Genomic DNA, 24,064 nt, shown 5'->3' on the forward strand with positions numbered 1-24,064 from the left:
CTTAATCAGGGTGTCCAGGGTTCGATCCCCTGATGGTCCACCATAAAAGACACGGATAGCCATCGCATTTGTGCGGTGGCTATTTTTTATACGGTTACCGGACCCGTTGTCTTTGCCCCCATTTTGACCTCTGCTGCCTATAGGACCCAGGAACCATTCCACGCACGGGTATTTACAAAAAGCCCCTATCTTTTCAGAGAGCAAAATGATAGAATTAGATGTTCATACAAAAGGAGGAACTATGTTAGAAAAATTTCAAGAACTTAATATCAGTGAAGTCATCATCCGTGCCCTGAATGAAATGGGTTTTGAAGAACCAACCCCGATTCAGGCAGAATCCATACCTGTCGCCATGGCCGGCCGTGACATGATTGGCCAGGCACAGACCGGTACGGGAAAAACAGCCGCCTACGGCATCCCCGTATTGGAAAAAATCCTGGCAGCCCCACCCAGCAAAGAAATCCAGACAGTCATCTTATCGCCTACACGCGAACTGGCTATGCAGGTAGCGGAAGAAATGAATCATCTGGCCCAGTTCACACCGATTCAGGCACTGCCGATTTACGGCGGCCAGGATATGGAACGGCAGCTGCGCCGGCTCCGGAAATGTCCTCAAATCATCGTCGCCACACCGGGGCGGCTCATCGACCATATGAAGAGAGGCACTATCCAGCTCAGTCATATCAGTACGATTGTCCTGGACGAAGCCGATGAAATGCTGGATATGGGATTTATTGATGATATCAATCTCATCATGGGAGCGACACCGGAAACGCGGCAGACACTGCTCTTTTCGGCGACTATGCCCAAACCGATTCAGGAACTGGCAGAAAACTTCCTACACGATCCCAAGATTATCCGCATGAAAGCCAAAGAAGTAACCATCGACTTAATCGAACAGTCCTACATTGAAGTGCCGGACCGTCAGAAATTCGATATTCTCTGCCGCCTCCTCGATTTACAAGAACCGGATCTGGCTATTATCTTCGTCCGCACCAAACGCCGCGTCGATGAAGTATCAGAAGCACTGAAGAAACGCGGTTACTCGGCAGAAGGCATACACGGCGATCTGACACAGGCCAAACGCGATACGGTCATCCGCCAGTTCAGGGAACGCACGATTGATATTCTCGTCGCTACCGACGTGGCTGCCCGCGGCCTTGATATCAGCGGTGTTACGCATGTATTTAACTACGATCTGCCCCAGGATCCGGAAAGCTATGTCCATCGCGTAGGGCGTACGGGTCGTGCCGGCCAGAGCGGCGAAGCAACGACGTTCGTCATCCCCAGAGAAATCGAACATCTGCGTACGATTGAACGGCTCATCAAACGCCGCATCCAGCGCCGTAAGGCACCTACATTATCGGAAGCACTGGAAGGAGCCCAACAGACGGCTATCCGCAATCTGGTCGGTGCTGTCGAATCCGGAGAATATGGAACCTATAAAGAAAATGCGGAAGAATTGCTCAGCAATTATGACAGCACGGCTCTCGTCGCCGCCGCCATCAAACTTTTGACTAAAGAACCGGATACGACACCAGTCAAAATCACGGAAGAAGCACCGCTGCGCGTCAGGACCAGCCGCCGGCAGGGATCTGGCCGGGGAAATAACCGTCGCCGTGACCACAGCCAGCACTCAGGAAAGCAGCATGACGGCCAGCGTCATTTTCATTCCAAAGGGAACCGGGACAATCGTAAAAAAGATACGGGTGATACGGCCCGCCGTGTTTTTAAACCGCGTAAAAAAGAACACAAAGAACCCACCCGTTCTGTTTTCAAGCCCTACTTTAAAGATTAATCACAGACTGGCATAGCATATTCAGACATGAAAAAACCATGGAAACGTAATCATCAGATTACAATTCCATGGTTTTTTCTATCCCATCTGACGGGTCATATAATTGTATACAGCGTATTATCTGCCAATCAGAGAAAGTCTTTAATTTTTTCCCGCTTACCCCAATTCCGGAGTTTGCTCAGGGCCTTTCCTTCAATCTGGCGGATACGTTCACGGGTGACATTAAAATGCTGCCCTACTTCTTCCAAAGTACGGGGACGGCCGTCTTTCAGTCCAAAGCGCAGATAGAGTACTTTCCGTTCCCGGTCTGTCAGACAGGAGAAGACGTCTTCTATCTGTTCTTTCAGCAGAATAAAGGAAGCCGCATCATCAGGAGCTACTGCTTCCTGGTCTTCGATGAAATCACCCAGATGGGAATCTTCTTCTTCCCCGATTGGTGTTTCCAAAGATACCGGTTCCTGGGCAATCTTCATGATTTCCCGTACCCGTTCGACAGAAATATCCATTTTTTCCGCGATTTCTTCCGGCAGTGGTTCCCGGCCTTTATCCTGCAGAAGCTGACGGGAGATGCGAATCAGTTTATTGATTGTTTCTACCATGTGTACAGGGATACGGATAGTACGGGCCTGGTCAGCAATAGCCCGGGTAATGGCCTGCCGGATCCACCACGTAGCATAAGTACTGAATTTATAGCCTTTACTATAATCAAATTTATCAACAGCCTTCAACAGACCCAGATTGCCTTCCTGTATCAGGTCCAGGAACAGCATGCCCCGGCCGACATAGCGTTTGGCAATACTGACAACGAGGCGCAGATTGGCGTCCGTCAGTTTTTTCTTGGCAATGCTTCCCGCTTTGATTTCTTCTTCCGTCGCATCAGGAGAATTGCCCCGTTCAATAGTCTTAGCCAGAGTGATTTCTTCTTCTGCTGACAACAGAGGGACACGGCCGATTTCTTTGAGATACATGCGGACCGGATCATCAATATTGATGCCTTCGGGAATACTCAGATCCATATGGATTTCCGGGACCTTTTCCGCATCATCGTCATCGAGATCATCATCCATAGTCATCTGGTCATCTTCACCGATGATATCGATGCCTTTGTCAGCAAACACCTCATACATCTTGTCAATCTGATCGGGAGTCAGATCATCTTCTTCCATCACATTCATGATTTCTGTATAGGTCAGGCTCCCCTTTTTCTGTCCCGTCTTAATCAGCTGCTGGATATGCTGCAGCGTCAGTTCCTGCCGTTCTTTTTCGCTCAGTTGGGGCGCATCCGTTTTTTTCGCACGTTTGCTGCCCCGTGTCGTTTTCTTTGTCTTTTTTTTGACTGCCTTATTTTCATCCTTTATATTTGCCATAAAGTACTAGCTCCTTTCTTTCTCCGTCAGGACCAATGTTTCATTTCTTCTAAAATCTGTTTACACGCCGCCAGCGCATCTACGAGACGGGGATCATTACTCTGTCCGTAGGCGGCTGCCCGGGCGCTGTATTCTTTATACTTTTTCTGCAATTCCGCCAGGCGGAACCGTTTTACATAATCGAGTAAAACAGCTTCGTCTACGGGAACATCTTGCAGTACCATGATTCTTGCAAGTTCTTCGGCCTCCTCAGGAGTCAGATTATTCTGGATGTCACTCGTAGTGTACATTCCCTGTGCATCAGCAACTGCCAATATTTTTTCATAAATACGGCGCCGCACAGTATTGGCAAAAAATCCCGGGATGATCTTTTCCCGGATACGGGTACAGGATTGGGGATGATCCATGAGAAAACGCAGGATATTTTCCTCTGAAACCGCATTGGGGCCACCGCCCCGGGCTGCAGCATTTTCCTGCGAAACGGAATGGGAAATAGTGACCTGCTGCTGTCCTGCTTCCGGATGAGCTGCCACGTATTTGTTAAACTCACTGCGGATTGCGTTTTCATCGATCTGAATGCGGGCTGCCATTTTTTTTAAAAAGGCTTCCAGGACGACGCGGTTGCTGACTTGCGCCAATACGGGAAGAAGTGTCGCCGTGATGGCAGCTTTGCCTTCAAGGGTCGTTTCATCCGATTGCTGGAGTGCCGTCATGAGCATGTAATCCAGCACGTTGGGCGCATTATCCACAGCTTCGCGGAATTTGTCAGGGCCGGCGCTATTAATATATTCATCAGGATCCTTGCCCTGCGGCAAAGATACGACACGGATGCGCATCCCCAGATTACGAACGATTTCCATGGCACGCAGCGTTGCCTGCCTGCCCGCCCCATCCATATCATACGATAAAACCAGCTCTTTTGCCTGACGCTGGAGAAGCCGCGCCTGTTCATCGGTAAACGCCGTCCCCAGGGACGCTACCACGTTGCAGATTCCCCGGTTATGAGCCGATATGACATCCATATACCCTTCAACCAGGATAGCTCTTCCTTGTTCATAAATCGCCTTGTGAGCTTTGTCCATAGCAAAGAGCAGGCGGCGTTTATTGAAAATCATTGTTTCCGGGGAATTCAGGTATTTGGGCCGGCTGTCATCGAGCACGCGGCCGCCAAAACCAACGATGCGTCCCCGGCCATCCCGTATGGGAAACATGACACGGTTGCGAAAGGCGTCGTAGTACCGGCCGTTTTTTTCTTTGGCCAGTCCGACTTCGACGAGTTCCGGCCCGGTCACTCCCTTTTTTTCAAAGGCATCGGTCAGTTTATTCCAGCTGTCCGGGGCAAATCCCAGCTTAAACGAATAAATCGTGTCGTCGCTCAGGTGGCGGCGATGAAAATAGGCAAGGCCCGGTTCGCCGTAGTGGGTCTTCACCAGACAGTTATGAAAGAAATTCCCCGCCAGTTCATTAATTTCAAACAGGCGGTTCCGATGCGTATCCCGTGCAATGTCATCGGCTGATTTTTCGACTTCCGGCAGCGGGATATGCGCTCGTTCAGCCAGTCGTTCCACGGCTTCACTAAAAGAGATGTTTTCTTTCATCATGATGAATTTGAAAACATCTCCGTGGGCATGACAGCCAAAACAATAATAGAATCCTTTATCAGCAGCGACACTGAACGAAGCCGTTTTTTCATTATGGAACGGACAGCATGCCCAGAAATTGCGTCCCCGGCGCTGGAGAACCAGATAATCGGAAATAACACTGACGATATCATTGGCCTGCCGTACTTGTTCTATAAATTCATTTGTAAAACGCATATGCCACATCACCTGTTAAAGAATTCGTGTAGTAATACATTCTAGATATACAGCCTGATTCCTGCCTGGCATCTGTATAGATTTTGCATATCACCTATGACGGCAGGACATTTCTCACAGACCTTACATTATATACTATTCCATAAAAATCTTCAAAATCCTTTTTCTACCGGTAATTTTTCTTTGTACCGATAAAAATCCCCCATTTTTTCTGTTGATTTTATCAGCCTCTTCCGTTACAATATAGCTGTGCAGTTAACATCCTACGTTGATTTCCCGGTTTCTCTTTTGTACAATAGATGTGTATGTATCTTTTACCGATAAAGGAGATGCCATGATTGAAGTTATCGTAGGCAGACTGGAAAAGAAAACATCCCTGCTGGGTGCCTTGCGCCATGCCGGTGTTTCTGCCACCATGCGGCGGCGAATCAAGCACAACGGCATCTGTACCTGTAACGGCAGAGCCGCTGATACTCGTGATTTCGTTTCTACAGGCGACGTCATCCGCGTAGAGCTTCCGGAATCCAATCCCTTCCAGCCGGAACCGATTCCCGTTGAAATAGCCTACGAAGATGATTATATCATAGCTGTCAACAAGCCTGCGGGATTATTGATGCATCCTACGTCAGGGGCTCATGATGGAACGCTGGCAAACGCACTGGCCTGGTACTATCAAAAGACAGGGCAAAATTGTTCTTATCATCCGATGCACCGCCTGGACCGTAATACCTCCGGACTGTGCCTGATTGCCAAACAGCCCCAGATACAGTATGCTTTCAGCCGGCAGCATCTGGACTATCACCGGTATTATCTGGCCGTAGCCGAAGGAAGATTTCCCGCCCGGCGCCTGACCATACACTGGCCCATTTCCCGGGCTCCGGACAGCATTATACTGCGCCGTACCGATGCTGATGGCAAACCGGCCCATACCGATATTCAGTGTCTGGCTGTCACAGATGACTTCAGCCTGCTTCAAGTAACTCTTCATACAGGGCGCACCCACCAGATCCGGGTGCATTGTGCCAGCCTGGGCCATCCCTTATGCGGCGATGATTTGTATGGCGGCAACCGGACCAAGATAGCAAGGCAGGCACTGCATGCATTCCGCATTCAGTTCACTCATCCGGTCAGTGGTACATTCATTACGGTTAATTCCCCGTTGCCGGCAGATATGCAACAGTTGTTCTGCTGTGCCGGCTGGGATTATCATAATCTGGTCCCGCTCTGAGGACCACCATATCTACACGTATACCTTTATTAAAAGGAGGAATTTTCCTATGCCATTAGTTACAACTACAGATATGTTCAAAAAAGCCTATGCCGGTCATTATGCCATCGGGGCTTTCAACATCAATAATATGGAAATTGTCCAGGCTGTTACCGACGCGGCAGCAGACCTTCAATCCCCAATCATCCTTCAGGCCTCGGCCGGTGCCAGAAAATACGCCAAGCCGAGTTATCTGAAACATCTCGTAGAAGCAGCTCTTGAAGACCATGACCTGACGGTAGCCCTTCATCTAGATCACGGCGCCGATTTTGAAACGTGCAAATCCTGCATAGATGGCGGGTTCACATCCGTCATGATTGACGGATCGAAGCATTCGTTCGAAGATAACATCGCCCTGACCAAGCAGGTCGTCGAATACGCTCATGCCCATGGCGTCGTCGTCGAAGGCGAACTGGGTCAGCTGGCAGGCATCGAAGATGATGTCAAAGTAGCCGCCCATGAAGCTTCCTATACCCGTCCGGAAGAAGTAGAAGAATTCGTAAGCCGCACTGGTGTCGATTCCCTGGCTATCGCTATCGGGACCAGCCATGGCGCCTATAAGTTCACGCCGGAACAGTGCACCCGTAACGAACAGGGCGTCCTCGTACCGCCGACACTGCGTTTCGATATTCTCGAAGAAGTGGCTAAACGGCTGCCTGATTTTCCGATTGTCCTGCACGGCGCGTCCTCTGTCGTACCGGAATATGTAAAGATCATTAATGAAAATGGAGGTAATCTCCCTGATGCTATCGGTATTCCGGAAGACCAACTCCGCAAGGCAGCTTCCCTGGCAGTCTGCAAGATCAACATCGACTCCGATATCCGCCTGGCTCTGACAGCCGGTGTCCGTCTCCATATGGCCCAACATCCGGATCACTTTGACCCGCGCCAGTATCTGAAAGATGGCCGTCAGAACGTCTATGACCTTGTTGCTCATAAAATTACAGAAGTGCTGGGATCGGCACATAAAGCGTAATTCCCCAAAGTTTCTATTGATTTTTATTCTGTTTTATGATAGAATTTCTTCTAGTGTTCTTGTAAATTAGGAGGTGAACCCATTGCCGCAGATTAAATCCAACATCAAATCGATGGAAAAAGATGCAGCCCGTCACGCCGTAAATTCCCAGGTCAAATCTTCCGTTCATACTGCTATCCGCCGTACGACCGAAGCAATTGCCACAGGTGATGCTGAAGCTGTAAAAAAAGCATTTGATAAAGCCAGCAGCGTCATCGACAGCGCTGCACAGAAAGGCGTTCTCCATAAAAATACTGCAGCCCGTAAGAAATCCCGTCTGGCTGCCAAAGTAAACGAAATGGATAAATAATCGTAATGCTAACAAGCCCCACGGTCCGTGGGGCTTGTTTTATATATCAATTCTTTTTTAAGGAGGTGTCTGCATATATGCCGCAAATATACCAGATACGGCATTTTCTTACACTTTTCTTTCCACTATTGCTCACCCAGATGGCCCAAGTTGGCAGCGGCGTCTTTTCCAGTATTTTCAGTGGTCAGGCCGGCACCGTCGATCTGGCGGGCGTCGCCGTCGGAGTCAATATCTGGTACCCGGTCTTTGCTGGTATGTGCGGCGTCTTCTTTGGCGTTTCCCCCATTCTTTCCCAGCTCCGGGGCGCTGGGAAAACAGGAGATATTCCCGGATACATTTTACAAAGTCTCTACGTCGCTGTCATTACGACGGCCGTCGTCCTCGCAGCAGGGATGCTATGCCTCGATCCGTTTCTGGGCATAATGGGACTGGAACCCGCCGTATATACGATTGCCCGCGAGTACCTAATTGCACTGGCCTGGGGCATACTTCCCACGTTTCTCGTAGCTACGCTGCGTTACATTACCGATGCCCATGGCAAGACCCATGTGTCTATGGCTATCTTATTCTTCAATATGGCTGTCACAGTGGCATTGTTCCGCCTGCTCGTATTCGGTGGATTCGGCATAGCCCCCATGGGAGGCGTTGGAACGGGATATGCTATTACCATAGCAGCCTGGCTGACACTGGTTGTTTTTCTAGTATTGTTTTCTTTTCTGGAGCCATTCCGCTCATACGGTCTGTGGCATCAATTCACTAAACCGGACTGGCACACAATCTCTGAGCAGCTGCGCATCGGCATCCCCATGTTTGTCGCTATTTTCTGTGAGACCAGCCTGTTCTCCATCATCGGCCTGCTGATGGCCGAATTTGGTACGGTATTCCTGGCAGCTAACCAGGCAGCTATCAGCTATTCGACTCTGATTTACGTATTTCCCTGGAGTCTCAGTCTGGCATCGACGATTGTCATCGGATATGAAGTGGGTGCCCGGAATGGACAGGCTGCCCGCCAGTACGCCCATATCTGTCAGGGATTAGCTCTGATCATTGTCTGTCTTACAGCCAGCATGACCTATACATTTATAACTCCTATCAGTGCCTTGTTCTCCTCGGATGCCAGTACACTCATACATATCCGCCATTTTCTCTTACTCGCTGTCATATTTTCCTTCTGCGATGCAGCAGGGACTCCTGTCCAGGGCATTTTAAGGGGATATAAAGATGTTCGCATCATTACAATCGTAGCGTTTGTTACCTATTGGCTTATCAGCCTTCCTATGGGATATGGTGCAGCCCATCTCCTCCCATATGGGGCATACGGGTACTGGTACAGTCTGATCATCAGTCTTGCCATTAATGCACTGGCCCTGAATATCCGCCTATGGAAACGGACTGCCTGGACTCTGTAATCACCAGTTAATGTGTTAATTATTTATACTAGGAGTGATACATATGCATCTCGATTCTTCTATTTCCTCTCTGCTACCCGGGTATGCCCGGGTATTGCTCAAAAAGGGATTAAATCTGCAGCAGGGGCAAATTCTCGTTATCTCAGCCCCCGTAGAATCCCATGATTTTGTCACCATCCTCACCCGTGAAGCATATGAAGCGGGTGCCCGTCAGGTCGTGATGAATTGGCGGTCCGATGACTCCGCCCGGCTGCGTTATGAATATGAAAATCTGTCAGAATTTACAACTATGCCTGACTGGCGCCGCGATTTCAGCCTTTGCTATTATCGCCAGAATGCAGCATTTCTTAGCCTTATTTCTGCTAATCCCTACCTCATGAAAGGCATAGACATGCAAAAATTAGTCGCCTGGCAAAAAGCCTCGAATAAGGCGTTAAAAGAATACATCGACGGCATGATGGCATCCAGGACGACCTGGCTCGTCGCCGCCGTTCCCAGCCTCGTATGGGCACGTATCCTGTATCCGGAACAATCGGAAGAAGCTGCCTACGAAATGCTTTGGAAGCAGATTCTCCAGTCTTCCCGCGCTGATGGCGAACATCCGCTGGCGGACTGGGATGCTCATCTTCTGGAACTGAAGAAACGCCGCGATTGGATGACCAGTCAGCATTTCACAAGTTTGCACTATACGTCCGGGCAGGGAACCGACCTGACCATCGGTCTGTCAGACAAGCATATCTGGCAGGGAGGTGCAGAAGAAACGACATCACATATACTGTTCAACGCGAATATCCCTACAGAAGAAATTTATACGGCTCCTGATGCCGCCCGTGTCGATGGCATTGTATATAGCACGAGACCGCTTGTATACAACGGAAATCTTATCGATAACTTCCACATCATATTCAAAGATGGACGAGCCATAGAATCAAAGGCAGAAACAGGGGATGATGTGCTAAAACAGATATTGTCTATGGATGAAGGCGCCGCCCGTCTGGGAGAAGTAGCCCTGATTCCCTATCATTCCCCTATTTCCCTGTCCCATATTCTCTTTTATGAAACACTCTTCGACGAAAACGCCTCTTGCCATCTGGCATTTGGCAAGGCCTATCCAACCTGCCTGTCTGGCGGCAGCGAGATGGATGATCAGGAACTTCTCGCTAATGGCCTGAATGATTCCATGATTCACGTCGATTTCATGGTCGGAAGCGACGACTTATCAATCACGGGTACTCAATCTGATGGAACAACAGTTCCCGTATTTATAAATGGAGACTGGGCATAAATCAGCAAAAAAAGCTCCTTGCAGGCAACCAAGAGTTTAAGCATATCTCTTGATTGCCTGACAGGGAGCTTTTTACATGATACCGGAAAATCTTTTAACAGATAATCCGATTATTTACCTACATAAGCAATGACTTCGACTTCGACGAGGGCATCTTTCGGCAGTTTGCCAATTTCCACGCAGGAACGGGCCGGAAGAGTCTTATTGAAGTATTTAGCATATACTTCATTGACAGCTCCGAAGAAGTTCATATTGGTGATGTATACCGTTGTTTTGATGACATCATCATAGGATGCACCGGCTGCTTCCAGAATAGCGCCGACATTTTTCATGCACTGTTCTGCCTGGCCTACTACGCCGCCGCCTACGAGTTTGCCTTTTTCCGGATTGATAGCAATCTGACCAGAAGCAAAGAGGAAATCGCCTGCTTTAATCGCCTGGGAATATGGTCCTACTGCACCGGGAGCTTTTTCAGTACTAATAACGTTTACTGCCATGATAAAACATCTCCTTAAAAAAATTTATCTATCCTGTTTATTATTATACAACATCTAATTTCATATTTCCACTGTATATGATATATATTTACACAATACTCTTGGTGAACTATACAAGACTTCTATATAATAGCATATACTAAATCAATAATATTACGTAAAAATCAGTCATTCTCAGTGCCTTTGTTTTCCGATGCCGTCTTTCCACCATCTGCCACAGTCAGAAGATGGCCTTCTTTATCATATTTCTTCTTGTTCAGGCCACACAGGAACCATGCCGCCGTAATAGCCGCAATGAAGACCCATGAGGAAAGGATAGACATACGGGTATCCGGATTGTACAGCATGCCAATCGTTACCAGAATCAGGAAAGCTATGCAGAAGTAATTCGAGTACGGATAGAGTGGCGATTTGAACGGATGCTTAGCCATGACTTCCGGTCCCCAAGCCTTGCGGAAATTTTTCTGGGCCCAGGCCAGGACAAACCAGGCAACCATACCTGGGAATACCGATGCGCTATACAGATACAAAAACAGTTTGGAATCGGGAATCAAGTAATTCAGGACAACACCGATGGCCAGTACGATGACGGTAACTCCAATTCCATTGCGGGGCACACCTGAAGGTGACAATCTGGCAAATATACGCGGTGCCTGGCCATTCTGTGCCAGTGTATAAAGCATGCGCCCTGAACTGTACATCCCAGAATTACAGCCTGATAAAGCGGCGGTAAGAACGACGAAATTGATAATTCCTGCAGCAGCTGTAATACCTACTTTGGCAAAAGTCATAACGAATGGACTGCCAATGTAGCTGACTTCTGTCCAAGGATAGATACAAAGAATAACAAAGATAGAACCAATGTAGAATATAAGGATACGCCATACGATGTTATTAACAGCCTTTTTTAGCGTCCTTTGTGGATCCTGGGCTTCTCCGGCTGTAATCCCAATAAGTTCAACTCCTTGGAATGACGCCGCTACGACGCACATAGCCGCCAGCATTCCTCCCCATCCATTAGGCATAAAGCCACCATGAGACCAAAGGTTGCTGATGCCAACAGGCACGCCGTCATTACCAAATCCAAAGAGGATGACCGCTGCCCCGACGATGAGCATAACGATAATCGTAACGACTTTTATCAGGGCAAACCAGAATTCAAATTCGCCGTAATATTTAACGGCCGCCATATTGGCCGATGCGACTATAGCCATTCCAGCCAGAGCCGATATCCATTGCGGCAAGTCCGGGAACCAGTAATGTACATAAATCCCCACGGCTGTAATCTCTGATAACCCGACGACGACCCAGAGAAACCAGTAAGAACAAGCTGTCAGATATCCCACAAAAGGACTGATATATTTGTGACCATACGTTGCAAAAGAACCAGTCACTGGCTCCTGATACAACATTTCCCCCATAATACGCATAATGAAAAACATGACGACACCCGTCACGGCATAACATAACAGTACCGACGGACCGGCCATCTGAATCGTGTTGGCTGACCCCATAAACAGGCCAACACCAATGGTTCCCCCCAGAGCTATCATCTCTACATGGCGCGGCTTCAGACCGCGTTCCATTTTCTGCTGTTCCATTTTACCTCCATAGCTTTGGAATCATTATGGTCTTATGAAATGATGCGTGTCTTATTTCATCGTAACATAATAATGATGATCTTTTAATGTGGACATCAATTGTTCTACGTGCTTTTCATTTGCCGTTTCCAGTTCCAATGATACTGCTGTCTGTCCCATATCCACGCCATGCTGGCTCCGTTCGTGGACGATAGAGAGTACATTGGCATTGGCGTTGGCAATGATGGTCAGAAGTTTAACCATTTCGCCCGGTACGTCAGGAATAATCGTCTGGAAGAAAATCTTGCGGCGGGACTTGATAAGACCCTGATTGATGACACGCTGCATATTATTGACATCAATATTGCCACCACTTACGAGAGCTGCCACTTTTTTGTTGTGAAGGCCGGAAATCTTACCGTTCATAAGAGCTGCGGTAGGTACGGCACCAGCGCCTTCAGCAACCGTTTTACAGCGTTCCAGGAGCCAGAGTATCGCCTGGGAAATTTCATTTTCATCGACGGTTACTATATCGTCCAGATAATGGCGGCAGATATCAAAAGTCAGATCTCCCGGCGTTTTAACAGCTATCCCATCTGCCAGCGTCGCTTTCCCATTGTATGTAATAATCTTCCCTTGTTCTACCGATTCTTTCATAGAAGGCATGTTTTCCGTCTGTACGCCGATGACTTTGATTTTGGGATTAACGCTTTTTGCTGCTACAGCCAGACCGGAAATCAATCCACCACCACCAATAGGCGCAACAATGGCATCCACATCGGGCAATTGTTCAATAATTTCCAGCGCAATCGTCCCCTGCCCTGCAATAACTTCCGGATCATTAAAGGGATGGACAAAAGTGTACCCATGTTCTTTCGTCAATTCTACCGCTTTAGCAGCCGCTTCATCAAAAAAATCTCCGTGCAGCACCACATTAGCCCCGTATCCACGCGTAGCCGCTACTTTGGACAAAGGAGCGTGCTTGGGCATGCAGATGGTAGACTGACAGCCATAAGCGCTGGCAGCCAGGGCCACACCCTGGGCATGATTGCCTGCCGATGCAGCAATAACACCTTTTTCCCGTTCTTCCGGAGTAAGGGATGCTACTTTATTATAGGCACCGCGCAATTTAAATGAACCAGTCCGCTGTAAATTTTCCATCTTCAGGTATACCTGGCAATCAGCTATTTTACTAACTGAATTGGCAAAAGACAAACCTGTTTTCTGCGCTACGCCCTGCAACCGTTTCTGTGCTTCCTGTACCATTTCTAATGTAACAGCTTCACTCATGATAGATTCAACCTCCTTAATATACGTAAACCATAAATCCAATTGGCTTTACGGATACGTGTCAAACGTATCTTATGCTTACACTATACTTCTCAAATAGTCTACTGTCAATAGATATACTTGCGATTTAATTTTCGTCTAATGCTACCCCGATTTTAATATAATCGTGCATTACATCTGTGTTTATGAGAAGAATTTAATTATTTTCCATGCTTTTTATTTGATGTTTTTTTATTTCACTCTGTATTTTTTGTCCATTGTAATAATACATTAGGCTTTTGTAAAAAGATATATGTTATATACAATTAATTATCATGATCGACATGCTTTTTAATCATCTATCTGATTGTGCTGCCTTATCAAGAAATTGATTTTCGTATATAGAAATTATAAGTTACGGGATTGCTAATATCATATTGATATTAGCAATCCCGTAATCGTATCAAATACACAATAAAACGACCTAATGGTAAAAAACTGCCTCAAGACAAGGCAAGCTCCTGCAGCTTGCCTTGTCTTTCCCTTTCGGTAGTACCACGTTGCGGTTCATCCTATCCGTGCATAACGTAAAACAGCACATCCGAGTGGATGTGCTGTAACCTGGTGGGCGATAACGGGCTTTAGGCAGTGAACCGTATTTGAAGGAGCTCTGCGACTCGCAAATGCGTGTGAATCGCCTATACCGAAACCGTGTCTTATGAATCGGCAAGCTCCTGCAGCTTGCCTTGTCTTTCCCTTTCGGTAGTACCGCGTTGCGGTTCATCCTATCCGTGCATAACGTAAAACAGCACATCCGAGTGGATGTGCTGTAACCTGGTGGGCGATAACGGGCTTGAACCGCTGACATCCTGCTTGTAAGGCAGGCGCTCTCCCAGCTGAGCTAATCGCCCAAAAAATGGTGACCCCTGCGGGATTTGAACCCACGTTCACGCCGTGAAAGGGCGGTGTCTTAACCACTTGACCAAGGGGCCATGGCTCCTCAAGTAGGACTCGAACCTACGACAAATCGGTTAACAGCCGATTGCTCTACCGACTGAGCTATTGAGGAATGTCTCATGTGTTCTGTATCGAACAATGAAGATTATACTAGGTTATGAAAAAAAAAGCAAGTACTTTTTTCTATTTTTTTGCTTTATTCCATTTTTCTTTTCAGCACTGGAATAAAAACTGCCAGACAATACAAAGCTGCTATGGCAGCAATGCATCCTCCTGCATATCCGATATCACCTAGTAGTCCCGCATCAACCGCTTTTCCTCCTATCCAGGTTCCACTGCCGATTCCCAGATTGAAAATACCAGAAAAAATCGACATAGCTACGGCTGCTGCTCCGGCCGGAACACATTGAATCAGTTCAGCCTGAAACGTCACATTAAAAACCGTTGCCGTAATTCCCAGCAACACACAAACGAAAATAACCATCATGATATCTTGTGACGCCAAATCCAGCAGGAAAAATAACCCTGCCAGACAAATCAGGCTCAGGCGGATGAGTAGAAATCGGAACTGATTATAAAAGTGTGAAAAAATAATACTCCCTAACAATCCGCTAACACCAAAAACAGTCAGAATCAACGTAATCCACGTATCGCCCATATGGGCAATCTGCTGCATAAACGGTTCAATATAACTATACACCGTATAATAAGATGTAGAAAACAATACCGTAATGATATAAATAGCCAAGAGTATACGATTTTTCATCATATGCGGCAGATCAGAAATATAAAAGGGCTGATTTTGTTTTAAGCGGGGAAATACGACAGTTAGATATATAATAGACAGGAGTGAAATACCTGCCAGACATAAAAAGGTCATGCGCCAGCCCACATACAAACCAATAGCCCTTCCCATAGGTAATCCGGCAATCATGGCAATAGACGTACCGGTTATAATCATACTCAATGCCAGAGACCGTTGCTCTTTTGGTACAAGCCGGACAGCAATAGGAGCTGCAATAGACCAGAAAACAGCATGGGCACAGGCAACGCAGATACGGGCCAGCAACAGCATCCAGAAAGAGACAGCCAGACCGGAACCAATCTGTCCGGCAAGAAATAATGCCATGGTTCCCAGCAAAAGACGCCGGGATTCAATATTGCAGGTAATCAGCATCAGAGGCAGGGATAATCCGGCTACGACCCAGGCATAAAGGGTAATCATCGTACCAGTCTGTGCTTCTGTCATAGAAAAAGACTGGGAAATGTCTATCAATAAACCAATGGGCATAAATTCAGATGTATTGAAAATAAAAGCTGAAATCGTCATTCCTGCTAATGGAAGCATCTGTTTTAAAGGTACTGTACCAGTCATTTTCCCCTCCTTATACTAATCTGGAATCTTATAGCTCATTTATCATAACCCAAAAACATAATTTAGTCAAAAAACATCCCCGTGACTCGAAATCACAGGGATGTCGTATTACATTTACCTCACACGTTACCTGACAAAAATAAACCGTTCCGTCTTATTCTTACATCATGCCAGGCATTCCGCCCATGCCTGCCGGAGGAACAGCAGGACCAGCCTGAGCCGGTTCCGGTTTATCAGCAACCAGCGTTTCTGTTGTCAGAACCAGAGCAGCAATAGAAGCGGCATTCTGTAAGGCTGTGCGTGTAACCTTAGCCGGGTCTACAATACCAGCCTGAACCATATCAACGTATTCTTCTTTCAACGCATTAAAGCCTACGCCGTCTTTAGCGGCTTTTACCTTAGCTACGATAACGGATCCTTCCAGTCCTGCATTAGCGGCAATCTGGCGTACCGGTTCTTCAATAGCACGTTTTACCAGATTAATACCAGTCTGAACGTCCCCTTCTTCATGGAATTCATCAAGAGCCGGAAGAATATCAATGAAGGTCGTACCACCACCTGCTACAATGCCTTCTTCAACGGCTGCACGTGTAGCATTCAGTGCATCTTCCAAACGCAGTTTCTTATCTTTCAATTCAACTTCTGTAGCAGCACCGACTTCGATGACAGCTACGCCGCCGGACATCTTGGCCAGACGTTCCTGCAGTTTTTCTTTATCAAAATCAGACGTTGTTTCAGCAATCTGGGCTTTAATCTGGGCAATACGGTCTTTAATTGCCTGCGGATCACCGTGGCCTTCTACGATAGTCGTTTCATCTTTCGTTACACGTACCTGACGTGCCGTACCAAGATCTTCCATTGTAATGCTGTCCAATTTACGGCCTACGTCTTCCGAAATAACGTTAGCACCTGTAAGTACAGCAATATCCTGAAGCATTGCTTTGCGGCGGTCACCAAATCCCGGAGCTTTTACAGCAACGGCTTTGAACGTACCACGCAGTTTGTTGACAACGAGGGTTGCCAGCGCTTCACCTTCGACATCTTCAGCAATGATAAGAAGTTCCTTACCAGCCTGTACTACTTTTTCAAGGACCGGCAGCATTTCCTGGATAGATGCAATCTTGCGATCCGTAATGAGGATATACGGTTCACTCATGACAGCTTCCATTTTTTCTGCATCCGTTGCCATGTACGGGGAAATATAGCCACGGTCAAACTGCATGCCTTCTACGACAGACAGCTGTGTACCCATCGTCTTGGATTCTTCAACAGTGATGACACCGTCTTTACCAACTTTTTCCATAGCTTCAGCAATCAATTTGCCTACTTCTTCATCGCCTGCAGAAATGGAAGCAACCTGGGCAATAGATGCTTTATCAGAAACAGCGATGGAACGGTTCTTGATTTCTTCAACGAGTTTTGCTACGGCTTTTTCAATACCGCGTTTAAGGATCATCGGGTTGGCACCAGCAGCAACATTACGCATCCCTTCCTGGATCATGGCCTGGGCAAGCAGCGTAGCCGTTGTCGTACCATCACCAGCTACATCATTTGTTTTAGTTGCTACTTCTTTTACCAACTGGGCACCCATATTTTCAAACGGATCTTCCAGTTCGATATCGCGGGCAATAGTAACACCATCATTGGTAATGGTCGGTGCGCCAAATTTCTTATCAAGAACTACATTGCGGCCTTTCGGTCCTAATGTTACTTTTACTGCATTAGCTAATGCGTCAACGCCTTTGCCTAAAGCACGGCGTGCATCTTCATTAAATAAAATCTGTTTAGCCATGTTAAACACTCTCCTGTATTATAAGTATATATTCCATGATAACGACCGTTACAGGTCTCGTATTACATAATTGCCAGAATATCGCGTTCGCTGACGATTAAATATTTTTCTCCTTCATATTTGACTTCTGTTCCTGCATATTTAGAGAAAATAACTTTGTCGCCTGCTTTGACATCTAACGCAACGCGGGAACCATCTTCCTGAAGTTTGCCCGGGCCGGCTGCAATAATTTCACCTTCGCACGGTTTTTCTTTAGCTGTATCAGGCAGATAAATCCCACCGACAGTTTTTTCTTCCTGTTCCAATACGCGGATGACAACGCGATCTCCTAAAGGTTTTAACATTGTATATTCCTCCTAACATGTTATGTCATTCTCTTTATTAGCACTCACTATATCCGAGTGCTAACTACAATATATATATTACCCAGTAAAGGTAAAAAAGTCAATAGTTTTTTTTAATTAGGAAAAAAATACCAGGCAAAAATCTGCCTGGTACAATCCACTATCGACGATTATTTTGCTTTGCCATACTGGCAATGACTGCTTCTGCAACATGTTTCAACGTCGTCCGTTTTTTCATGCTGTATTGCTGCAACCGGCGATACGCTTCTTCTTCCGGAATATGGTATAAATCCATGATGAGGCCCTTTGCCCGTTCCACGATTTTGCGCGTTTCTATCTGCTCATTCATCTGTTCGAGCTGGGCATTTATTTCCTGCTGCTTTTTAAATTGAGACACGGCAATTTCCATAGCAGGGAATAAATTAGTAGGTGATACGGGTTTTACCAGATATCCCAAAACACCCGAATCCTTCGCTTTATCGACGATATCACGCTGGCTGTACGCCGTCAGCAGTAACACGGGCGCCAGATGGTCATGAGCCATCATTCGGGCTGCATGGATTCCATCCAGACGCGGCATCTTGATATCAAGCAATACGATATCGGGTCGCATTTTACGCACCAGCTCCAGCGCTTCCACTCCATCGGCAGCTTCTCCGACTACTTCATGACCGGCATCTTCCAGCATTTCCGCCAGATCCATTCGGATAATCGATTCATCATCACCGATAACCACACGATACCCCATTTTAATCTCCCCTTTTTTCTATTGGAAAATGAATTACTGCCCGGGTTCCCTCCGGTTCTGCCCCGGAAAAAATGATGGTCCCGTGCAGATCTTTCTCAACCAACGTTTTGATGATTTTTAGTCCCAGATGGTGACGCTTGTCCTTAGTCATCGTTTCCGGCATACCGCAGCCATTATCCTCTACCGTGATATCTGCTATTTCCCCTTGACAACAGATTTGCAGCGTAATAATGCCTTCTTTGCGACCAGACAGCCCGTGCAGTACAGAATTCGTAATCAATTCATTCAGGACCAGTGATAACGATGTGGCTGCATCAGACGGCATCATCAATTTCTGCCCATGGAAAACCGGTATAATATGGCTTTCTGTACTCACGAGACTATGCAATACTAGTGACAATAGTTTTTCTGCTACATCAGATATATCAATATATTCTTCATCATGATGGGATAAGGTCTCATGAACGAGAGAAATGCTGATAATGCGGTTCAGGCTTTCATTCAACGCTTCCTTTGCCTCTTCGCTCTGGACGCGCCGCAGCTGCATGCGCAATAAACCGGCTATGGTCTGCAGGTTATTTTTGACGCGGTGATGGATTTCCTTGATGACTGACGTCTTAATCATCAATTCTTCTTCCTTTTGGTACAGCTCCGTCCGTTCTGTAATAACCACAATAATCCGATCAACACGTCCCCGCCGCAGAATAGGGATAATCCGTCTCGTAAAGACATTTTTTCCATGCTGTACATCTACGACCGAACCCTGCCGGGTTTCCAGTGCCTGTTTTACTCCGGCAAAATGGAACTGACTGCTATAAATATTTTCACCAGTCAGGCGTTTGAAACGTCCCCGCAGCTGCATGATGCTTTCCGCCATATCGTCTACATAGCAGATTGTACCATTACCATCGACGAGAATAATGCCATCTTGCAAAGATAAACGCTGATATAAGCGGTTCATGTGCTCTTCAATGGGTACCTGCAAAGATAAAAAAGCCGTTTCCGTCAAAACATCCCGGCTGTTTTCAATCCGTCCCACAAAAGAAATGACACCAATAGTAAGTCCTCCATTATCGACAAAGGGATAACAGGAAATGGGCTCCATTTGGCCATAATTCGTTTCTATCGTCCCTTTCAAAGGAGTCCCAGTCGTTAATACCTGCCATACAATCGGCTCATCATACCGGGTAACGACTACTCCGGAATCAGGCAGTGCAGTCAAGCTGTCTGATTCCTGAAAAAAAGGGCGTCTCTGTGCTGTCAGGACCAAGGTCCCCGCTTCCTGGCCTGGGACATACACATAGATTTTCCTGTGAGATAAATCACTGGCAAACTGTAACAATTTTTCACTATTTTTTAAAATGTGGATTTGCACATCTGATAAAGAACTGGCACTCTGGCAAATCGATTCTATGGGAGACATATCAGTCACCTCAGCATGTCGTAATAGATAATGCAGGGCGTGCATTCAACGTCAGATCGGCAAATCGCCCGTCTATAGCCATATAATATGCCCTGCAGCCTATCATAGCCCCATTGTCGGTACATAAGATGGGATCCGGCCGATACAACTTATACTGCCTCTTTGCACAAGCGGCTTCCATCGCAGCCGCAAGGCCGCTGTTGGCAGCAACGCCTCCAGCTACAGCAATTTGTTTCATACCACTCCAACGGGCTGCATCCATTGTCTTTTCTACTAATGTTTCCACTACGGTTTTCTGGAAACTGGCAGCGACATCTTCCGGGCTGTAACCGACATGGCGCTGTTCCTGTGTATGCAGGTAATTAAGAACAGCCGATTTCAGTCCACTGAAACTAAATTCAAAATTATGTTTTTCGTGCAATGCCTTGGGAAAGACAATCGCATCGGGATTTCCCTTTTTTGCCAGTGCATCAATCTGTGGCCCACCGGGATAGGGATATCCCATGACGCGGGCAATCTTATCAAACGCTTCCCCAGCTGCGTCGTCCCGTGTCTGCCCCAGCAATTCAAAGGAGTTATAGTCTTTAATCGTAACCAGCTGGGTATGGCCGCCTGATACGACGAGAGCTAAAAACGGCGGTTCCAGTTCAGGATGACTGAGGAAATTTGCAAAAATATGACCTTCCATATGATTGACGCCAACCAGCGGTTTATCAAGGGCAAAACTGAGTGCTTTCGCAGCGGCAACTCCTACCAGGAGAGCCCCTACCAGGCCAGGGCCATATGTGACACCGATATGATCAATATCATGGATATCGACTCCCGCCTCATCCAAAGCTTCTTTGATGATAGGCATAACATATTCAATATGCTGGCGTGATGCAATTTCTGGTACTACACCGCCAAATTTGCGATGAATCGGTACCTGCGTCGAAATGATGTTTGAGCAGATGTGACGACCGTCCCGAATAACAGCAGCCGATGTTTCATCACAGCTTGTTTCCAAAGCTAATGTATACATAATACGTTCATCCTTTTTATTATTTTACAGCCCACTTATATTTTTCCTTCTGACATCCCATGACATAGGCATCTTCCACAGGCTCAGAATAATAGCTCTTGCGTACAGAAAGGACTTCGAATCCCAGTTTGCGATATAATCCCAGCGCCGGTATATTGGAGACCCGTACTTCCAGAAATATATCCATACAACCTTCTTCAAAAGCCTTTTCCATCATAACCCGGACGAGCAGCTCACCATAGCCCTTGCCCTGCACGTCTTTACGCAGAGCAATATTAGTGATCTGGCCTTCGTCAGTAACACGCCACAACCCGGCATATCCGGCTATATATCCGTCATCGCGAACCAGTACGTAATACCGTGTCAATTCTGTATGTTCCAGTTCGTGGTCAATGCTTTCTCTGGACCATGGAACAGAAAAGGATTCTGTCTCAATATCATAAATTCCAGCCGCATCTTGTCGCACGGCTGGCCGTACAATCATAGACATAGCTTTTCACCATGCCGTTTTTCCCATAATACTTCAGCTTCACTGCGTCGTTTATATGCTGGTGTCAGCGTCATACAATCATCACAATCACCGGCATCAAGCCGTCTGACCGCCGCCATTGCCAGGCTTCCTGCCCGTGGGATGCGCATTGTCGGCGGGGCAAGATAAAACGCAGAACATGCATTCTTTATCTGTTCCTGATAGAGAATAGCCCCATCACCACAAAATACAACCGGTCCGCTTTGTGACTTGCAAGTCGCCAGAACATCCGTCAGGGGCATGACCGAAATCGGACTGCATTCTTCGAGATCCCATTCATGCCAGAGATATGTAGAAGCATATACATTCCCCTTTTGTGCATCAATGAGTACACAGACAGGATAAGACATGCCAATAAAATTCCAGGCTAATGCCTGAGGCGTCTCAATTCCCACGATGGGAACCTGCCAACCGAAAGACAATGCTTTAGCAGATGCCAAGCCGATGCGCAGTCCCGTAAATGAACCAGGTCCTATGGAAACAGCAACGCCATCAATCTGATTTTTTTTGACAGATGCCTTCTCAAGCATATCGGCAATATGAGGCATGAGTTGCTCCGAATGGGTCAGTTTTGCCTGTATCGTCAATTCCGCACGGAGAGAATCTTCATGCAACAGGGCTACACTGGATACGAGACTTGACGTTTCAATGGCTAATAGCATATTTCTGTACCTCTTTTTCTACTTGTAACCAGCGGTCACCGATAAATTGAAATTGGAAAACCCGCCCGGTCAAACTGGTCTTTTTTATCGTAATATGTAATGCATCGTCAGGAAGACGATCAGAAAATTTTTCTGACCATTCTATAACCGTAACGCCACTGGTAACGTAATCATCAAATCCCAGGTCATCCAGCTCATACTCTTCCTCTAGGCGATAAAAATCAAAATGCTGCAACGGAATATCGTGTTCATAGAAGTTCAATATAGTGAAAGTAGGACTGACTACATTCGCATCAATTCCCATTCCCCGGGCAATCCCCTGGACAAAATGGGTCTTTCCTGCCCCCAGATCACCATGCAGTGCCAAAACATCACCCGAATGTAACGCGGATCCTATAACCATACCCAGATTGATAGTTTCTTGTTCTGATTGTGTCACAATGTCCATATCAGAGCCTCCTTAAAAATGAGTCCAGCCAGTAGGAGCCAGAATTGATTCAGAATCACCGTCTACGAGAAGTACATCTCCACTACCCGAACGGACCACACCAATTTGAGTCACATCAGAATATTCCGCCTGAAGCGCATGAAAATCAGCCGGTTCCATCGTAAAGATTAATTCATAATCTTCCCCGCCATTAAAGACATACTTCCAGACATTTGTCTTCGATTCTCTGGCCCAGGCTTTTAGTTCATCACTAACCGGAATGGCTTCTTTCTTTAAAACCAGACGTACATCACTGGCCTTGGCTATTTCATTGCTCTCGCTAGCAAGTCCATCACTGATATCATTCAGACTATGACAGTTGTATTTAACCAGAAGCCGCCCAAGTTCAACTTGCGGGACAGGAAATCGATGAGCCCGCTTCAGCTGGGAATAGCCATCATGATTTTGTAGAAGCACTGCCAATCCACCACTTGAATTGCCGATTGTGTGCGATACAGCCACGATATCTCCTGGTCTGGCACCGCTGCGGCGTATCGCCTTTCCTTCTTCTATTTCACCGAAGGCCGCAACGGTTATGACCATCCCTTCCTTAGAAGTAACTGTATCTCCGCCAAGGATGTTGACGTGATAAGAACGACAGATATCTTTAATGCCATCATATAGAGAAATAAGGCCATCCACTTCCATATCCGGAGCGATTGCCGTAGACAAAACGATATGCGTAGGAACACCACCCATAGCAGCGATATCACTGAGGTTAGAAGCTACAGCCTTATATCCAACATCATACCAGTCTCCCGTGCGATGAATGATAAAATGGCTGTTTTCCACCATCGTGTCGATAACGGCAACCTGTTCCATACCGGCAGAAGTTTTATATACGGCACCATCATCACCTATCCCGATGACGACAGGGTCCGGATTGAACAACGTATCTTCTTTAATGGCATCAATAAAGCCAAATTCACCAAGTTCAGAAATTTTCATAAGAGTACTCCTTATAAAAAAAACAAAGGTACACTACTCAAGTATCTATTGTATATAAAAAAAAGATACTTGTAAATGACAAGCTTTGAACCTCTCACGTATATAGAAACGGAAGATTCTTAGGAAGATCGCGGATAAAAAAAGCAGCTCACACAAAATGTATG

Annotated in this window: 21 protein-coding genes and 3 tRNA genes; 6 read left to right on the plus strand and 18 right to left on the minus strand. The window is 46.7% G+C overall.

The genetic code is table 11. The features are described 5' to 3' along the window. Positions 1-241: 241 nt before the first annotated feature. The gene (locus B4H10_RS02320) at positions 242-1,798 is read left to right on the plus strand and encodes a DEAD/DEAH box helicase (protein ID WP_059077354.1); all 1,557 of its coding nucleotides are present in this window, start codon (positions 242-244) and stop codon (positions 1,796-1,798) included. Between the two features lie 128 nt (positions 1,799-1,926). Here B4H10_RS02320 and rpoD read toward each other — a convergent pair whose 3' ends face one another. Both rpoD and dnaG read right to left on the minus strand, forming a co-directional pair. Further along, on the minus strand, positions 1,927-3,165 hold the full coding sequence (rpoD, locus tag B4H10_RS02325; RefSeq protein WP_414673996.1) for an RNA polymerase sigma factor RpoD: 1,239 nt from the start codon (positions 3,163-3,165) through the stop codon (positions 1,927-1,929). 26 nt (positions 3,166-3,191) lie between these two features. Then, positions 3,192-4,982, minus strand: a complete 1,791-nt coding sequence (gene dnaG / locus B4H10_RS02330) for a DNA primase (protein WP_075582143.1) — start codon at positions 4,980-4,982, stop codon at positions 3,192-3,194. Positions 4,983-5,316: 334 nt separating this feature from the next. On the opposite strand from dnaG, the gene B4H10_RS02335 reads away from it, so the two are divergent. The 5 genes from B4H10_RS02335 (at position 5,317) to B4H10_RS02355 (ending at position 10,268) form a co-directional block, all read left to right on the plus strand. Then, positions 5,317-6,210: an RluA family pseudouridine synthase gene (locus B4H10_RS02335; RefSeq protein WP_292018108.1), complete on the plus strand. Its 894-nt coding sequence runs from the start codon at positions 5,317-5,319 to the stop codon at positions 6,208-6,210. Between the two features lie 49 nt (positions 6,211-6,259). Next, entirely contained in the window at positions 6,260-7,225 is a 966-nt protein-coding gene (gene fba / locus B4H10_RS02340; RefSeq protein ID WP_292018109.1) for a class II fructose-1,6-bisphosphate aldolase, read from the plus strand. 82 nt (positions 7,226-7,307) lie between these two features. Beyond that, positions 7,308-7,574, plus strand: coding sequence for a 30S ribosomal protein S20 (gene rpsT, locus B4H10_RS02345; protein WP_059077359.1), 267 nt, complete (start codon positions 7,308-7,310; stop codon positions 7,572-7,574). A gap of 77 nt (positions 7,575-7,651) precedes the next feature. Beyond that, the gene (locus B4H10_RS02350; protein WP_075582142.1) at positions 7,652-8,983 is read left to right on the plus strand and encodes an MATE family efflux transporter; all 1,332 of its coding nucleotides are present in this window, start codon (positions 7,652-7,654) and stop codon (positions 8,981-8,983) included. 43 nt (positions 8,984-9,026) lie between these two features. Further along, complete coding sequence (locus B4H10_RS02355; protein ID WP_150824163.1) at positions 9,027-10,268, plus strand: aminopeptidase; 1,242 nt, start codon at positions 9,027-9,029, stop codon at positions 10,266-10,268. Positions 10,269-10,378: 110 nt separating this feature from the next. Here the strand turns inward: B4H10_RS02355 and B4H10_RS02360 are convergent, their stop codons facing one another. The 16 genes from B4H10_RS02360 to thiL all read right to left on the minus strand — a co-directional run bounded on the left by B4H10_RS02360 (position 10,379) and on the right by thiL (position 23,900). Continuing rightward, a complete protein-coding gene (locus B4H10_RS02360; RefSeq protein ID WP_059077362.1) occupies positions 10,379-10,765 on the minus strand; it encodes a RidA family protein in 387 nt (128 codons plus the stop codon). Positions 10,766-10,929: 164 nt separating this feature from the next. Beyond that, positions 10,930-12,366 (minus strand): amino acid permease, encoded by a 1,437-nt coding sequence (locus tag B4H10_RS02365; RefSeq protein WP_075582140.1) that lies wholly within the window; start codon positions 12,364-12,366, stop codon positions 10,930-10,932. Positions 12,367-12,417: 51 nt separating this feature from the next. Next, complete coding sequence (ilvA, locus tag B4H10_RS02370; protein WP_240937163.1) at positions 12,418-13,611, minus strand: threonine ammonia-lyase; 1,194 nt, start codon at positions 13,609-13,611, stop codon at positions 12,418-12,420. Positions 13,612-14,449: 838 nt separating this feature from the next. Continuing rightward, positions 14,450-14,525, minus strand: a tRNA-Val gene (locus B4H10_RS02375). Positions 14,526-14,531: 6 nt separating this feature from the next. Continuing rightward, positions 14,532-14,606: transfer RNA gene (locus tag B4H10_RS02380), tRNA-Glu, on the minus strand. 1 nt (position 14,607) lies between these two features. Then, positions 14,608-14,683 (minus strand) — tRNA-Asn (locus B4H10_RS02385). Between the two features lie 84 nt (positions 14,684-14,767). Then, positions 14,768-15,946, minus strand: a complete 1,179-nt coding sequence (locus tag B4H10_RS02390) for an MFS transporter (RefSeq protein WP_292018110.1) — start codon at positions 15,944-15,946, stop codon at positions 14,768-14,770. A 160-nt stretch (positions 15,947-16,106) separates the two neighbouring features. Further along, positions 16,107-17,738 carry a chaperonin GroEL gene (groL, locus tag B4H10_RS02395; RefSeq protein WP_059077365.1) on the minus strand — a complete coding sequence of 544 codons (1,632 nt, stop codon included), beginning with the start codon at positions 17,736-17,738 and terminating at the stop codon, positions 16,107-16,109. 62 nt (positions 17,739-17,800) lie between these two features. After that, complete coding sequence (gene groES / locus B4H10_RS02400; protein ID WP_059077366.1) at positions 17,801-18,082, minus strand: co-chaperone GroES; 282 nt, start codon at positions 18,080-18,082, stop codon at positions 17,801-17,803. Between the two features lie 160 nt (positions 18,083-18,242). After that, positions 18,243-18,830: an ANTAR domain-containing response regulator gene (locus B4H10_RS02405; protein ID WP_059077367.1), complete on the minus strand. Its 588-nt coding sequence runs from the start codon at positions 18,828-18,830 to the stop codon at positions 18,243-18,245. Between the two features lies 1 nt (position 18,831). Then, positions 18,832-20,253: a sensor histidine kinase gene (locus B4H10_RS02410; protein ID WP_292018111.1), complete on the minus strand. Its 1,422-nt coding sequence runs from the start codon at positions 20,251-20,253 to the stop codon at positions 18,832-18,834. Positions 20,254-20,263: 10 nt separating this feature from the next. Continuing rightward, positions 20,264-21,274 (minus strand): tRNA (adenosine(37)-N6)-threonylcarbamoyltransferase complex transferase subunit TsaD, encoded by a 1,011-nt coding sequence (gene tsaD / locus B4H10_RS02415; protein WP_059077369.1) that lies wholly within the window; start codon positions 21,272-21,274, stop codon positions 20,264-20,266. Between the two features lie 19 nt (positions 21,275-21,293). Then, entirely contained in the window at positions 21,294-21,758 is a 465-nt protein-coding gene (gene rimI, locus B4H10_RS02420) for a ribosomal protein S18-alanine N-acetyltransferase (protein ID WP_075582502.1), read from the minus strand. After that, positions 21,755-22,465, minus strand: coding sequence for a tRNA (adenosine(37)-N6)-threonylcarbamoyltransferase complex dimerization subunit type 1 TsaB (gene tsaB / locus B4H10_RS02425; RefSeq protein ID WP_059077370.1), 711 nt, complete (start codon positions 22,463-22,465; stop codon positions 21,755-21,757). Before tsaB ends, rimI begins: the two co-directional genes overlap by 4 nt. Next, on the minus strand, positions 22,449-22,913 hold the full coding sequence (tsaE, locus tag B4H10_RS02430; RefSeq protein ID WP_292018112.1) for a tRNA (adenosine(37)-N6)-threonylcarbamoyltransferase complex ATPase subunit type 1 TsaE: 465 nt from the start codon (positions 22,911-22,913) through the stop codon (positions 22,449-22,451). Before tsaE ends, tsaB begins: the two co-directional genes overlap by 17 nt. 12 nt (positions 22,914-22,925) lie before the next feature. Next, positions 22,926-23,900, minus strand: a complete 975-nt coding sequence (gene thiL / locus B4H10_RS02435; RefSeq protein ID WP_292018113.1) for a thiamine-phosphate kinase — start codon at positions 23,898-23,900, stop codon at positions 22,926-22,928. Between the last annotated feature and the right edge of the window lie 164 nt (positions 23,901-24,064).

The sequence above is a fragment of the Megasphaera sp. UBA4382 genome, from assembly GCF_002391155.1.
Lineage (GTDB): Bacteria > Bacillota > Negativicutes > Veillonellales > Megasphaeraceae > Megasphaera > Megasphaera hexanoica.

Coding starts and splice junctions, on each gene's coding strand:
- B4H10_RS02320 (WP_059077354.1), top strand. CDS start 242: ATGTTAGAAAAATTTCAAGAACTTAATATCAGTGAAGTCATCATCCGT.
- rpoD (WP_414673996.1), bottom strand. CDS start 3,165: ATGGCAAATATAAAGGATGAAAATAAGGCAGTCAAAAAAAAGACAAAG.
- dnaG (WP_075582143.1), bottom strand. CDS start 4,982: ATGCGTTTTACAAATGAATTTATAGAACAAGTACGGCAGGCCAATGAT.
- B4H10_RS02335 (WP_292018108.1), top strand. CDS start 5,317: ATGATTGAAGTTATCGTAGGCAGACTGGAAAAGAAAACATCCCTGCTG.
- fba (WP_292018109.1), top strand. CDS start 6,260: ATGCCATTAGTTACAACTACAGATATGTTCAAAAAAGCCTATGCCGGT.
- B4H10_RS02350 (WP_075582142.1), top strand. CDS start 7,652: ATGCCGCAAATATACCAGATACGGCATTTTCTTACACTTTTCTTTCCA.
- B4H10_RS02355 (WP_150824163.1), top strand. CDS start 9,027: ATGCATCTCGATTCTTCTATTTCCTCTCTGCTACCCGGGTATGCCCGG.
- B4H10_RS02360 (WP_059077362.1), bottom strand. CDS start 10,765: ATGGCAGTAAACGTTATTAGTACTGAAAAAGCTCCCGGTGCAGTAGGA.
- B4H10_RS02365 (WP_075582140.1), bottom strand. CDS start 12,366: ATGGAACAGCAGAAAATGGAACGCGGTCTGAAGCCGCGCCATGTAGAG.
- ilvA (WP_240937163.1), bottom strand. CDS start 13,611: ATGGTACAGGAAGCACAGAAACGGTTGCAGGGCGTAGCGCAGAAAACA.
- B4H10_RS02390 (WP_292018110.1), bottom strand. CDS start 15,946: ATGACTGGTACAGTACCTTTAAAACAGATGCTTCCATTAGCAGGAATG.
- groL (WP_059077365.1), bottom strand. CDS start 17,738: ATGGCTAAACAGATTTTATTTAATGAAGATGCACGCCGTGCTTTAGGC.
- groES (WP_059077366.1), bottom strand. CDS start 18,082: ATGTTAAAACCTTTAGGAGATCGCGTTGTCATCCGCGTATTGGAACAG.
- B4H10_RS02405 (WP_059077367.1), bottom strand. CDS start 18,830: ATGGGGTATCGTGTGGTTATCGGTGATGATGAATCGATTATCCGAATG.
- B4H10_RS02410 (WP_292018111.1), bottom strand. CDS start 20,253: ATGTCTCCCATAGAATCGATTTGCCAGAGTGCCAGTTCTTTATCAGAT.
- tsaD (WP_059077369.1), bottom strand. CDS start 21,274: ATGTATACATTAGCTTTGGAAACAAGCTGTGATGAAACATCGGCTGCT.
- rimI (WP_075582502.1), bottom strand. CDS start 21,758: ATGATTGTACGGCCAGCCGTGCGACAAGATGCGGCTGGAATTTATGAT.
- tsaB (WP_059077370.1), bottom strand. CDS start 22,465: ATGCTATTAGCCATTGAAACGTCAAGTCTCGTATCCAGTGTAGCCCTG.
- tsaE (WP_292018112.1), bottom strand. CDS start 22,913: ATGGACATTGTGACACAATCAGAACAAGAAACTATCAATCTGGGTATG.
- thiL (WP_292018113.1), bottom strand. CDS start 23,900: ATGAAAATTTCTGAACTTGGTGAATTTGGCTTTATTGATGCCATTAAA.